Here is a 13,371-nt window from a genome sequence, read left to right as displayed (position 1 = left end):
TCCTTCCCTTAAGCCGCATCGCGCTTGGCGTCGTTGCGGTAAGCCTCTACCGCGTCGATCAAGGCTTGAAGAATCTCGGCGCTCTCGCCGATCACCGACAGGTCGGCCCGTTTGATCATGTCGCAGCCAGGATCGAGGTTGATTGCCACCACCTTGTCGCAGGCACCGATGCCTTGCAGGTGCTGAATCGCCCCGGAAATCCCCACGGCCACGTAAACCCGCGCGGTCACCCAGGTGCCGGATGCGCCAACCTGACGGTCACGGGCCATGAAGCCATCGTCCACCGCCACACGGGACGCGCCTTCCGTAGCGCCCAACGCCTCGGCCGTCCTGTGGAAAAGTCCCCAGTCCTTGACCCCATTGCCGCCAGAGAAGATGAACTCGGCTTCGGCCATCGGAATTGCCGCCGGGTCCACCGCCACCGCGCCCAGATCTTCGATGCGCGAGAGGCTGCGCACCACGGTTGTGGATAACTCCACCGCCAAGGCTTCGTGACGGGTTTCACTGACCGGTTCGGCACATTCGGCCGCCGCCAGAATCAACCGCGCAACCGGGCGTGCAAGGTCTTGCAAACCAGCACCGGCGCGGCCGATGCATTCCTGATCCTTGACCTGCCAGACCCGCGTGGCCGGGCGTTCGCCCAGTGCGGCGGCAAAACGTCGACCCAGTTCACCACCGCCGCTGCGGCTGTCCGGCAACAGCCAATGGCGCGGGCTGAACTGGTTATCCACAGCCCGCAAGCCCTGAACCCGTTGTTCCGGTGCATAACCGCTGAATTCGTCACCTTCCAGCACCAGCAAGCGATCGACGCCCGCCGTGGCAAACGCCGTCTCTTTGTGTTCGCCGAAGACCACGGCCAGTACCGCGCCGTCCTTGCCGGCCAACTGATGCGCCAGGCCCAGCAAGTCGCGGTCGTGGCTGCTCAAGCGACCGCCGACCATGTCCGGCACCACGCTGATGTAGAACGCAGGTGCTGGTACCTGATGCAGCGGCAGTTGCACTTCAACGGCGGCCGAGCGTTTGCTCGCCCCACCCTGTTGAGCGCCGCTGCGGTCAATGCGTTTGATGCCGTTGGGACCGATAAAACCGATGCCATGAGGATTCTTACGGATGACACCGTTCGGCCCCATCCAGCTGTGTTGCGCCGGTTGCATGGCCGCGTGCAGCGGGTGCAAACGGTTACGGGCGATCCATTCGGCGCGTGGGTCGCGGCGGATAATGTCGCTCATCAGTGGGCCTCCGCAGGTTCACGTTGGGCCGGTTTGGTCGGCTTGCTCGGGGCCGCGTCTTCGAGCAACGCGTCTGCCACCAGTTCGGCGATGTCCTTGATCAGCGGCCGGGGTTCGACCACGCCTTCGAGCATCGCAGTGCACTGTGGACAACCCACGGCCACCAGTTCGGCGCCGGTTTCGCGGATGTCTTCCATGCGCATGTCGGGAATACGTTGCTTGCCCGGAATGTCAGTGATCGGTGCACCGCCACCACCGCCGCAGCAGCGCGAGCGGAAACCGGAACGTTGCATCTCTTTCACTTCGATCCCGAGGGCGCGCAGTACTTCACGTGGTGCCTCGTATTCACCGTTGTAGCGGCCGAGGTAGCACGGATCGTGATAGGTCACGCTGTTGCCTTTGTGCTGACCCAGATTCAACGCGCCCGCACCGATGATTTCTGCCATGTAGGTGCTGTGGTGCTGCACCAGGTAGTTGCCGTCGAACGCGTCGTACTCGTTTTTCAGCACGTGGAAGCTGTGCGGGTCGCAGGTGACGATGCGGTTGAAGCTGTATTTGGCCAGGGTCTGGATATTGCGTTTGGCCAATAGCTGGAAGGTCGCTTCGTCGCCCAGGCGTCGGGCTACGTCACCACTGTCGCGCTCTTCGAGACCCAGCACCGCGAAGTCGACTTTCGCCGCTTTCAGCACTTTGACGAAGGCGCGCAAGGTGCGCTGGTTGCGCATGTCGAAGGCACCGTCGCCGACCCAGAACAGCACGTCGACGGATTTCTTCTCGCTCATCAGTGTGAGGTTCAGGTCCGCCGCCCAGTTCATCCGCCCGCCCGGCGCGAAGCCGCCCGGGTTGTCGGTGGCGATCAGGTTTTCCAGGACTTCGGCGCCCTTGTTTGGCGTGGCGCCTTTTTCCAGGGTCAGATGGCGGCGCATGTCGACGATGGCATCGACGTGCTCGATCATCATCGGGCACTCCTCGACGCAGGCGCGGCACGTGGTGCATGACCACAGGGTTTCAGCGTCCACCAGACCGTTGACGATCGGTTGATGCGGATTGCCTGCGTGTTCACCGATGGCTTTGCCTGGATACGGGCTACCGGCGAACTTGGCATCGGTGCCACCGGCCAGACCGACCACCATGTCCTGAATCAGTTTTTTCGGGTTCAGCGGCTGGCCGGCGGCGTAGGCCGGGCACGCGGCTTCGCATTTACCGCACTGCACGCAGGCGTCGAAGCCGAGCAGTTGGTTCCAGGTGAAATCCTTGGGTTTTTCCACGCCCAGCGGCGCGGTCGGGTCGTTCAGGTCCAGCGGTTTCAAACCGGTGGAACGGCCGCCATTAAAACGCTCGGCGCGACGGTGCCAGGCCAGGTGCAGCGCACCAGCGAAGGCGTGCTTCATCGGCCCGCCCCAGGTCATGCCGAAGAACAGTTCCGAAACGCCCCACAACACGCCGACGCCAAGGATCGCAGCGACCAGCCAACCACCGAAGTTTTCCGGAAGGATGCCGGCGACCGGCAGGGTCAACAGGAAGAACGATGCCGAGAACGCCAACAGGCTTTTCGGCAGGCGCATCCACGGGCCTTTGGACAAACGGGCCGGAGGGTTGCGCCGACGCAGGTAGACGAAGATCGCACCGACGAACATCACAGCCGTCATCAGTAACAGCGCATAACCAAGGATGCGGTTATGCAGGCCAAAACCATGAACCAGAATCGCCAGCACAATGGACGCCACTGCACCACCGGCCGTGGCGACGTGGGTGTTGGCGATGTATTTGTCCCGCGCGACGACATGGTGCAAATCGACCATGTAGCGCTTGGGCATGGCGAACAGGCCGCCGATCAGGTCAACTTTCGAAGCCCGGCCCCGACGCCACATAGCCACCCGCCGCAACGCGCCGAGGACAGCAAGGCCCAGGGCTGCGAACAACAGGATTGGAAGAAGGGTGTTCAACATGGTGGAGCTCCCAAAGACCGCAGGGTCTTGCAGGCCAAACTACCTGGATGCCTTGCCCGATTCCCTGTAGGAGCAGAGCTTGCTCGCGATGGCGGTATTTCTACCGCCAAAGATGCATCGGAAACTCCGACGCTATCGCGGGCAAGCCTTGCTCCTACAGGGCTATCCACAAGCTCTTAGAAATCCTTGCACAACCGCAGCGCGTCATAGATCGCCGCGTGGGTGTTGCGCTGGGCCACGCAGTCGCCGATGCGGAACAGCAAATAGCCGTCGCCCGCCTGGCTCAACGAAGGTTGCGGCTTGATCGCGAACAGGGCTTCGATGTCCATCTGGCCTTTGTTACGCGAGCCTTCCTTCAGGGCGTAGTAGATTTCTTCGTCCGGACGCACGCCGTTTTCGACAACAACCTGGTCCACCACCCGCTCCTCTTTGGCGCCGGTGTATTCGTTTTCCAGCACCGCCACCAGCTTGTCGCCTTCGCGGTAGACCTTCTCCAGCATCATGTCGCCGGTCATGATCACTTCTTTCGGGTACATGCTGCGGTAGTAAGTCGGGAACGACGTACCGCCAATGGCCACACCCGGCTTGATATCGTCGGTGACGATCTCGACCTGGCTGCCCTTGTCGGCGAGGAAGTCGGCCGTCGACATCCCGGTGAACTCGCAAATGGTGTCGTAGACCAGCACGTTCTTGCCCGGTGCAACCTTGCCGTCGAGGATGTCCCAACTGCTGACCACCAGACCTTCAGCCGCACCCCAGTGCTCGTTTTGCTCCAGGAATGGATGGCCGCCGACGGCGAGTACCACCACATCCGGACGCAGGTCGAGAATAGTTGCCGCATCGGCCGCCACGCCCAGGCGCAGGTCAACTTTCAACCTCGCTAACTCAAGCTGGAACCAGCGGGTGATACCGGCGATCTGGTCCCGTTGCGGGGCTTTCGAAGCGGTGGTGATCTGCCCGCCGATGAATTCTTTCTTCTCGAACAGGGTCACGTCGTGGCCACGTTCGGCCGACACACGCGCGGCTTCCATCCCGGCAGGGCCGGCACCGACCACCACAACCTTGCGCTTCACACCGGTCGATTTCTCGATGATGTGCGGTACGCCCATGTATTCACGGGAGGTCGCGGCGTTCTGGATGCACAACACATCCAGGCCTTGATACTGACGGTCGATGCAGTAGTTGGCACCGACGCACTGTTTGATCTGGTCGACCTGACCCATTTTGATCTTGGCGATCAGGTGCGGGTCGGCGATGTGGGCGCGGGTCATGCCGACCATGTCCACGTAGCCGCCCTCCAGAATACGGGTCGCCTGGTTCGGGTCCTTGATGTTCTGCGCGTGCAGCACCGGGGCCTTGACCACTTCCTTGATACCGGCCGCCAAGTGCAGGAATGGCTCCGGTGGATAACTCATGTTCGGGATAACGTTGGCCAGGGTGTTGTGGGTGTCGCAACCCGAACCCACCACGCCGATGAAGTCGATCATGCCGGTGTCGTCGTAGTACTTGGCGATCTGCTTCATGTCCTCGTGGGACAAGCCATCCGGGTGGAATTCATCACCGCACAGACGGATGCCGACGCAGAAATCCGGGCCGACTTCAGCCCGCACAGCCTTGATCACTTCCAGACCGAAACGCATGCGGTTCTCGAAGCTGCCGCCCCATTCGTCGGTACGTTTGTTGACCCGCGGGCTCCAGAACTGGTCGATCATGTGCTGATGCACGGCGGACAGCTCGACGCCGTCCAGGCCACCGGCCTTGGCACGCGCGGCGGCGCTGGCGTAGTTGCCGATCACCCGCCAGATTTCTTCCGGTTCGATGGTTTTGCAGGTCGCACGGTGCACCGGCTCGCGGATGCCCGACGGCGACAGCAGGGTTGGCCAATGCTCGCCATCCCAGCGGGAACGGCGGCCCATGTGAGTAATCTGGATCATGATCTTGGCGCCATGCTTGTGCATGGCATCGGCCAGGTTCTGGAAGTGCGGGATGATCCGGTCGTCGGCCAGGTTGACCGACTTCCACCAGCCTTGCGGGCTGTCGATGGCCACACTGGAGGAACCGCCGCAAATCGCCAGGCCGATCCCGCCCTTGGCTTTCTCTTCGTAATACTTGACGTACCGGTCGGTGGTCATGCCGCCGTCGGTGGCATAGACCTCGGCGTGCGCGGTGCTGAGCACGCGGTTACGGATGGTCAGTTTGCCGATCTGGATCGGCTGAAACATTGCTTCGAAAGCCATGGCGGGTTCCTCGACTTACAACGGCTTGACGGTGAACAAACCGTCGTCGTGGCCTTCTTCGGAGCCACCGTAGACTTGCTCGGCAACCGTGCGAATCTTGCTGCCACGGGCCTGCAGAATCTGATCCATGGCACCGGCAAACCAACCGGTGAACATGTAGTCGACCTTGCGCCCGACCTTGCCGTAGACGTAGACGAACGCCGAGTGTTCGAGCTTGACGCTGGCGGTGCCTTTGTCGAGGTCGATGTCCTGGATCTTGAACAGGCCCCAGCCGCGTTGCGACAGGCGTTTCATGTAGTGTTCGAACACCGCGACGCCTTCCAGGCCGTGGCATTCAGCTTCTTTTTCACACCAGTGCCAGGCGGACTTGTAGCCGGCCTTGTAGAGGATTTCGGCGTAGGCTTCGGCGCCCAGCACTTCCTCGATGCCCATGTGGTTGTTGACGAAGAAATGGCGCGGTACGTACAGCATTGGCAGGGCGTCGGAGGTCCAGACACCGGTTTCGCTGTCGACTTCGATTGGCAATTGCGGGGCGATTTTAGCCATGGGTAAAGCTCCAGAATTCAATGTGTTGAGGCGATAGCTAGCCGTAGCAGCTGTCGAGCCTGCGAGGCTGCGTTGGGCTGCGAAGCGGCCCCCGAGGGCGGTCCTTCGGACCGCAACGCAGCCTCGTGCCTCGGCAGCTGCTACAAAGATCGTTGTTTAAAAAGTGGCGTTATTCGCCCCAGACGTCCTTGAGGACGTTCACCCAGTTCTCGCCCATGATCTTGCGCACCACGCGCTCGGAGTGGCCGCGCTTGAGCAGGGTTTCGGTCAGGTTCGGGAACTCGCCCACGGTGCGGATGCCCAGCGGGTTGATGATCTTGCCGAAGCTGGTCAGGCGGCGGGCGTAGCCCTTGTCATGGGTCAGGTATTCGAAGAACTCCTGGCCATGGCCCTGGGTGAAATCGGTGCCGATGCCGATGGCGTCTTCGCCAACGATGTTCATGGTGTATTCGATGGCTTCGGCGTAATCGTCGATGGTCGAATCGATGCCCTTGGCCAGGAACGGCGCGAACATGGTCACGCCAACGAAACCGCCGTGATCGGCGATGAACTTCAGTTCTTCATCGGACTTGTTGCGCGGGTGGATTTTCAGGCCCGACGGCAGGCAGTGCGAGTAGCACACTGGCTTTTTCGATTCGAGGATGACTTCTTCCGACGTCTTGGAGCCGACGTGGGACAGGTCGCACATGACGCCGACGCGGTTCATCTCGGCGACGATTTCACGACCGAAACCCGACAGGCCGCCATCGCGCTCGTAGCAGCCGGTGCCCACCAGGTTCTGGGTGTTGTAGCACATCTGCACAATACCGACGCCGAGCTGCTTGAACACTTCGACATAGCCGATCTGGTCTTCAAACGCGTGAGCATTCTGGAAGCCGAACAGGATGCCGGTCTTGCCTTGCTCCTTGGCTTTACGGATGTCGGCAGTGGTGCGGACCGGGATCACCAGGTCGCTGTTCTCGCGAATCAGCTTCTGGCTGGCGGCGATGTTGTTGACGGTCGCCTGAAAGCCCTCCCACACCGACACGGTGCAGTTGGCCGCGGTCAGACCGCCCTTGCGCATGTCTTCGAACAGTTCACGGTTCCACTTGGCAATAATCAGCCCGTCGATAACGATGCTGTCGGCGTGCAATTCGGCTGGGCTCATCAGGCTGTCCCCTATTAGCGATTCACGCGCCGAATCGTGTGCCGGCGCTTTGGGGCCAGCATATGCCTCGGTGCCTCGGTAGCCGGGTGCAAAAACGACAGAGGGTTTGCCGAAAGCGTCAATCCGCGACAAAGGGTCGCCGCACGGCACGATTGCCCACCTGTTCAAGGGCCTTCGCATGGGCCAGAATTCGCGGCATTACTGAATGCACTACTGGATTGGGGCGGCGGCGCAATGAAATCGATCATCCTGGCTTTGGCACTGATAGCAACCGGCGTACACGCCGCTGAAGAGTCCGACGACAATCCCTGCGACAAAGTCGAAAACGACATCCAGACCCTCGAATGCTCGGCCTTCAGCCGAACCACTGCCGAAGACCTGCTCAAAGAAAACTACCAAGGCCTGACCGAGCGTATGCAAACGGCCTACGGCAAGAACCCGGCACAACTGTCCGACATCAACGCCAAGCTCAAGGCCGCTCAACAACAATGGCTGAAGACCCGAGATGCGGATTGCGCGGTTGAGGCGTTTCCGGCGACCAGCGGTAGCAAGGCGTTCACCATTGCGCAAAATGATTGCGTGGCGCGGATGAGTGACGAGCGGTCGGAGTTTTTGGAGTCGATTGGGCAGGAGTAAAGCCGATCGACTATCGGAAGCTGGCACTCACGCCAGCTTACTGTTCTGACAAACCGCCCTTTCCTACAGGCTGTGCTCACCACACCTACAACACCCTTTTAGCTTGATAAACGAACGCATCAGGCAGGCAACATGCCGACATGGTTCGTTTATTGGCGCCCTGAAAAATATAAGTAAAGATTCGCAAATCTTATAAAAGACTTATATTTTCCCATGAACAGCATTCACTGGACTCGAAAGGCCGTTAAGCAGCTTCTGAAATTGCATTCCGCTCACCAGATCCAGGTTCGTGTGCCGTCACGGTGCTAACCGGCATGCCTGATACAGGCAATGTCAAAGCACTGGTTGGTCATGACTATGCCTATCGACTTCGAGTGGGTAACTATCGAGTCATGTTCGACTGGGATGGCGCAATCAAAGTGGTCAGTATTCAAGAGGTCAAAAAACGTGATGAACGCACCTACTGACGTTCAAATCATCAATGATGCAGAGGGAAACCCTGCTTTCGTGGTCATTCCCTACGCGCAATATGTGGCGCAAAAGATTGAGCCCGATCTGATTCCCCATGAAGTGGTCAGCCGTATCGTCGATGGCGCGACGCCGATTCGCGCATGGCGTGAACATCTGAACCTTACTCAGGATGAAGTGGCCAAACGCATGGGTATCTCCCAACCGGCCTTTGCGCAGCAGGAAACTGTCGCCAACCCCCGCAAGGCTACCCGCGAAAAAATCGCCGCAGCTTTCGGTATCAACGCCGATCAGCTTGAGCTGTAAGCTGCACGCCATCAGCCACTCAAGGAATTCAAATGAACATCTGCGGCATCGAAATCAAAGGCAGCGAAGCGATCATCGCCGTGGCCTCCCTCGACGGTTCGACCCTGAGCCATGTCGCCCTCAACACCAAGAAAATCGCCCTTGAGGATGACGACGAAGCCGCCAACGTCAAAGTGTTTGCGGCACAGGTCGCCTCGTTCGTGCGCGAGAACTCGATTGACCGGATCGCGATCAAGAAGCGCAGCAAGAAAGGCGAGTTCGCGGGCGGGCCGACTACGTTCAAGATCGAGGGCGTTTTCCAGCTGCTGGAGAATTGCGAGGTGACGTTGTTGTCGCCACAGACGATTAATGCGCAGAACAAGAAATTCGACTTCGAACTGCCGGCCACGCTGAACAAGTATCAGCATGAAGCGTTTAAAGCGGCCTGCTCGGCATTGATGAAGAAGTAACGCCCTCCACCGATCGTTCCCACGCTCTGCGTGGTAATGCATCCCGTGACGCTCTGCGTCACATCTCGAAGCGGACGCAGAGCGTCCATGGCGGCGTTCCCACGCAGAGCGTGGGAACGATCATGCCTTGGCGGTACGCCGGTCTTCCCGTGGGCACCGTTCAAACTTCGCCCGATAGCTGCGGGTGAAATACGACGGCGATTCAAACCCGCACGCGATACTCACTTCCAACACGCTCATGTCTGTCTGCCGCAATAACTGCCGGGCTTTCTCCAGCCGCAAGCGCAGGTAGAAATTGCTTGGCGTGTCGTTCAAATGCAGGCGAAACAATCGCTCCAGCTGACGCCGGGTGACTTTGATCGAGTCCGCCAGTTCCAGTGTGCTCAGTGGCGGTTCGCTGTGCTGTTCCATCTCGCCGATAACGTGAACAAGCTTCTTGTTTCGGATGCCATAGCGCGTGGCGACTTCCATGCGCTGGTGGTCTTTACGTGGGCGGATGCGGCCGAGCACGAATTGTTCGCTGACCTGGATCGCCAGTTCCGGGCCGTGGGCCTGGGCGATGAGGTCGAGCATCAGGTCGATGGAGGCGGTGCCGCCCGCCGAGGTGATGCGCCGGCGGTCGATCTCGAACAGTTCCTGAGTCACGCTGAGCTGTGGATAAGATTCCTTGAACGCGTCGATGGCTTCCCAGTGCAGGGTCAGGCGATGGCCTTCGAGCAGGCCGGCCTCGGCGAGAATGAAGCTGCCGGTGTCGATGGCGCCAAGGGTCACGCCTTCGATGTCCAGGCGTCGCAGCCAGTGCTCCAGCGCCGGGGTGGCGAATTTCAGCGGCTCGAAGCCGGCGACCACCAAGAGCGTCGCACCTTTCTTCAGCGGCTCCAGCGCCGCATCGGCGTTGACCGACATGCCGTTGCTGGCCAAAACCGCACCGCCGTCAGCGCTCAGCACATGCCAGCGGTACAGCTCGCCCCGAAAGCGATTGGCAACCCGCAGCGGCTCGATGGCCGAGATAAATCCAATCGCCGAGAAACCCGGCATCAACAAGAAGTAGAAATCCTGGGACATGGAGCGCACTCGATTGGCATATAGCGAGAGGGCGGGCAGCGTGTTGACGTTGATACGCCACTTGCAAGCAGCATTCAAGAGGACAGGTCGCTGCAGTGCAAGAGCTGGTCGCCGTAGTGCGCTTTCATGGGCGTGTTGCTGCGTAACTTGGCATCACCGGCGCATCAGACACCGGAACTCACAATAACGAACTGCCGAGGAACCTGAGATGAAACGACTGATCAGCAGCTGTGTTCTTGCACTCAGCGGTACCGCACTCCTGAGCGCCAGCGTCATGGCCGCCGAACCCGCCTCGTGCCAGAACGTGCGCATGGGCGTAGTGAACTGGACTGATGTCATTGCCACCAGCGCCATGACCCAGGTGCTACTCGATGGCCTCGGCTACAACACCAAACAAACCAGCGCGTCCCAGCAGATTATCTTCGCCGGGATCCGCGATCAGCGCCTGGACCTGTTCCTCGGTTACTGGAACCCGCTGATGACCCAGACCATCACCCCGTTCGTCGATGGCAACCAGGTCAAAGTGCTGCAAGCTCCAAGCCTGAAAGACGCCCGCGCAACCCTCGCCGTACCGACCTACCTCGCCGACAAGGGCCTGAAAACCTTCGCCGACATCGCCAAGTTCGAAAAAGAACTGGGCGGCAAGATCTACGGCATCGAGCCTGGCTCGGGCGCCAACACCCAGATCAAGGCGATGATCGCCAAGAACCAGTTTGGCCTCGGCAAGTTCCAGCTGGTCGAGTCCAGCGAAGCCGGCATGCTCGCGGCGGTGGATCGCGCCGTGCGCCGCAACGAGGCCGTGGTGTTCTTCGGCTGGGCGCCGCACCCGATGAACGTCAACGTGAAGATGACCTACCTCACTGGAAGTGACGACGCCCTGGGCCCGAACGAAGGCATGGCCACGGTCTGGACCGTCACCGCGCCCAAGTACGCCGAACAATGCCCGAACATCGGGCGCCTGCTGAGCAACCTCACCTACTCCGCCGAAGACGAGAGCCGGATGATGCAGCCGCTGCTCGATCACAAAGACGCCTTTGAATCGGCCAAGCAATGGCTGAAAGATCACCCGCAAGACAAACAACGCTGGCTCGAAGGCGTAACTACCTTCGATGGCAAACCGGCGGCTGAAAACCTGCAACTGACCAGCAAGTAAACCCTGGATCCAAACCACCGATTCGCAGCCCGACCGGGCTGCGAGCGGGACCACCACGTCTGCAATCTTGCCTGTAAGGAACCGTCTCATGAACCACGACGTCATCATCACCTGCGCACTCACCGGTGCTGGCGACACGACCAGCAAAAGCCCACACGTACCGGTCACTCCGAAACAAATCGCCGCAGCCGCCGTGGAAGCCGCCAAGGCCGGCGCCACCGTGGTTCACTGCCATGTGCGCAACCCCGAGACCGGCAAGTTCAGCCGCGACGTGGCGCTGTACCGCGAGGTGATGGAGCGCATCCGCGAGGCCGATGTCGACATCATCGTCAACCTCACCGCCGGCATGGGCGGCGACCTGGAAATCGGCGCTGGCGAGAACCCGATGGAGTTCGGCCCGAACACTGACCTGGTCGGCCCGCTGACCCGCCTGGCGCATGTTGAAGAGCTGCTGCCGGAAATTTGTACCCTCGATTGCGGCACCCTGAATTTCGGCGACGGCGACACCATTTACGTCTCTACTCCGGCGCAACTGCGCGCTGGCGCCAAACGCATTCAAGAGCTGGGCGTTAAAGCCGAGCTGGAAATTTTCGACACCGGTCACCTGTGGTTCGCCAAGCAACTGATCAAGGAAGGCCTGCTCGACGACCCGCTGTTCCAGCTGTGCCTGGGCATCCCGTGGGGCGCACCGGCTGACACCACCACCATGAAAGCCATGGTCGACAACCTGCCAGCCAATGCGGTGTGGGCCGGCTTCGGTATCGGTCGCATGCAGATGCCGATGGCGGCGCAAGCGGTGCTGCTGGGTGGCAACGTGCGGGTCGGCCTGGAAGACAACATCTGGCTGGACAAGGGTGTGCTGGCGACCAACGGCCAACTGGTCGAACGCGCTGGCGAAATCCTCAGCCGCCTCGGCGCCCGCGTGCTGACCCCGGCGGAAGGCCGCAAGAAGATGGGCCTGACCAAGCGCGGCTAAACCACCCGTTCCTCTCTGTAGGAGCCGAGCTTGCTCGCGATGGCGGTATTCCAGCCGCAAAGAGGTGCCGGAGGTACTGACGCCATCGCGAGCAAGCTCGGCTCCTACGGGATCACTGAACTCTTTAGGAAGTCACCATGACCTTCATCACCGAAATCAAAACCTTCGCAGCCCTGGGCAGCGGTGTCATCGGCAGCGGCTGGGTATCGCGCGCCCTCGCCCACGGCCTTGACGTCGTGGCCTGGGACCCGGCACCGGGCGCCGAAGCGGCCTTGCGCAAACGCGTCGCCAATGCCTGGGGCGCACTGGAAAAACAAGGGTTGGCGCCCGGCGCTTCTCAGGATCGCCTGCGCTTTGTCGCAACGATTGAAGAGTGCGTGCGCGATGCGGATTTCATCCAGGAAAGCGCCCCGGAACGCCTGGAATTGAAACTGGAACTGCACAGCAAAATCAGCGCGGCGGCCAAGCCCAATGCCTTGATCGGCTCCAGCACTTCGGGCCTGTTGCCGAGCGAATTCTACGAGAGTGCAACACACCCGGAACGCTGCGTGGTCGGCCACCCGTTCAACCCGGTTTACCTGCTGCCATTGGTGGAAGTGGTCGGCGGCAAAAACACCGCGCCTGAAGCCGTGCAAGCGGCGATGAAAGTCTATGAATCCCTCGGCATGCGCCCACTGCATGTGCGCAAGGAAGTGCCGGGGTTCATCGCCGACCGTTTGCTCGAAGCGCTGTGGCGCGAGGCGCTGCACCTGGTCAACGACGGTGTGGCGACCACTGGTGAAATCGACGACGCGATTCGTTTTGGTGCGGGTCTGCGCTGGTCGTTCATGGGCACTTTCCTGACGTATACCCTGGCCGGCGGCGATGCCGGGATGCGCCACTTCATGGCGCAATTCGGCCCGGCGTTGCAGTTGCCTTGGACGTACCTGCCTGCGCCGGAACTGACCGACAAATTGATCGATGACGTGGTCGATGGCACTAGCGATCAGTTGGGCAAACACAGCATTTCGGCGCTGGAGCGCTATCGTGATGATTGCCTGCTGGCGGTGCTTGAGGCGGTGAAGACCACCAAAGAGAAGCATGGGATGGCCTTCAGCGAGTAACCCCCGCTGAAGAGGCCAGCAGTTCCGGCCTCATCGCGGGCAAGCCCGCTCCCACAGGAATCTCGGGGTGAATCAGATCTGCTTCACACCAATAATCACTGTGGGAG

General features: G+C 60.6%; 12 protein-coding genes and 1 pseudogene. 7 read left to right on the top strand and 6 right to left on the bottom strand.

What is annotated here, in order from left to right; translation table 11 throughout:
* Positions 1–8 precede the first annotated feature (8 nt).
* From etfA to AC1D2P_RS21350, 5 genes are all read right to left on the bottom strand, one after another.
* Positions 9–1,229 carry an electron transfer flavoprotein subunit alpha gene (gene etfA / locus AC1D2P_RS21370; protein ID WP_109785587.1) on the bottom strand — a complete coding sequence of 407 codons (1,221 nt, stop codon included), beginning with the start codon at positions 1,227–1,229 and terminating at the stop codon, positions 9–11.
* On the bottom strand, positions 1,229–3,178 hold the full coding sequence (gene dgcB, locus AC1D2P_RS21365) for a dimethylglycine demethylation protein DgcB (protein ID WP_109785588.1): 1,950 nt from the start codon (positions 3,176–3,178) through the stop codon (positions 1,229–1,231). The genes etfA and dgcB overlap by 1 nt, the downstream gene beginning before the upstream one ends.
* A gap of 176 nt (positions 3,179–3,354) precedes the next feature.
* Positions 3,355–5,415 (bottom strand): dimethylglycine demethylation protein DgcA, encoded by a 2,061-nt coding sequence (gene dgcA, locus AC1D2P_RS21360; protein WP_046052432.1) that lies wholly within the window; start codon positions 5,413–5,415, stop codon positions 3,355–3,357.
* A 15-nt stretch (positions 5,416–5,430) separates the two neighbouring features.
* Positions 5,431–5,961, bottom strand: coding sequence for a DUF5943 domain-containing protein (locus tag AC1D2P_RS21355; RefSeq protein WP_007947752.1), 531 nt, complete (start codon positions 5,959–5,961; stop codon positions 5,431–5,433).
* A gap of 169 nt (positions 5,962–6,130) precedes the next feature.
* Positions 6,131–7,108 carry a dipeptidase gene (locus AC1D2P_RS21350; protein ID WP_046029863.1) on the bottom strand — a complete coding sequence of 326 codons (978 nt, stop codon included), beginning with the start codon at positions 7,106–7,108 and terminating at the stop codon, positions 6,131–6,133.
* 234 nt (positions 7,109–7,342) lie between these two features.
* Between AC1D2P_RS21350 and AC1D2P_RS21345 the strand changes: the two genes are divergently transcribed.
* The 4 genes and pseudogenes from AC1D2P_RS21345 to AC1D2P_RS21330 all read left to right on the top strand — a co-directional run bounded on the left by AC1D2P_RS21345 (position 7,343) and on the right by AC1D2P_RS21330 (position 8,967).
* The gene (locus AC1D2P_RS21345) at positions 7,343–7,744 is read left to right on the top strand and encodes a lysozyme inhibitor LprI family protein (RefSeq protein ID WP_046029862.1); all 402 of its coding nucleotides are present in this window, start codon (positions 7,343–7,345) and stop codon (positions 7,742–7,744) included.
* Between the two features lie 213 nt (positions 7,745–7,957).
* Positions 7,958–8,211: pseudogene (locus AC1D2P_RS21340) on the top strand (type II toxin-antitoxin system RelE family toxin).
* Positions 8,195–8,518, top strand: coding sequence for a helix-turn-helix domain-containing protein (locus AC1D2P_RS21335; protein WP_109785589.1), 324 nt, complete (start codon positions 8,195–8,197; stop codon positions 8,516–8,518). Before AC1D2P_RS21340 ends, AC1D2P_RS21335 begins: the two are co-directional and overlap by 17 nt.
* A 32-nt stretch (positions 8,519–8,550) precedes the next feature.
* The gene (locus AC1D2P_RS21330) at positions 8,551–8,967 is read left to right on the top strand and encodes a DUF3010 family protein (protein ID WP_046029859.1); all 417 of its coding nucleotides are present in this window, start codon (positions 8,551–8,553) and stop codon (positions 8,965–8,967) included.
* Positions 8,968–9,087: 120 nt separating this feature from the next.
* Here the strand turns inward: AC1D2P_RS21330 and AC1D2P_RS21325 are convergent, their stop codons facing one another.
* A complete protein-coding gene (locus tag AC1D2P_RS21325; protein WP_109785590.1) occupies positions 9,088–10,032 on the bottom strand; it encodes a GlxA family transcriptional regulator in 945 nt (314 codons plus the stop codon).
* 208 nt (positions 10,033–10,240) lie between these two features.
* Here AC1D2P_RS21325 and choX point away from each other — a divergent pair, with 208 nt between their 5' ends.
* From choX to AC1D2P_RS21310, 3 genes are all read left to right on the top strand, one after another.
* Positions 10,241–11,185 (top strand): choline ABC transporter substrate-binding protein, encoded by a 945-nt coding sequence (choX, locus tag AC1D2P_RS21320; protein WP_046029855.1) that lies wholly within the window; start codon positions 10,241–10,243, stop codon positions 11,183–11,185.
* A gap of 88 nt (positions 11,186–11,273) precedes the next feature.
* The gene (cdhC, locus tag AC1D2P_RS21315) at positions 11,274–12,161 is read left to right on the top strand and encodes a 3-dehydrocarnitine:acetyl-CoA trimethylamine transferase CdhC (RefSeq protein ID WP_046029853.1); all 888 of its coding nucleotides are present in this window, start codon (positions 11,274–11,276) and stop codon (positions 12,159–12,161) included.
* A gap of 137 nt (positions 12,162–12,298) precedes the next feature.
* Positions 12,299–13,264 carry an L-carnitine dehydrogenase gene (locus tag AC1D2P_RS21310; protein WP_046029851.1) on the top strand — a complete coding sequence of 322 codons (966 nt, stop codon included), beginning with the start codon at positions 12,299–12,301 and terminating at the stop codon, positions 13,262–13,264.
* The last annotated feature ends 107 nt before the right edge of the window (positions 13,265–13,371 follow it).

It is taken from the genome of Pseudomonas sp. P1_F1_2 (assembly GCF_056405815.1).
Note: the sequence above shows the minus strand (reverse complement) of the source record. Positions and strands in the feature narration are given on the sequence as shown.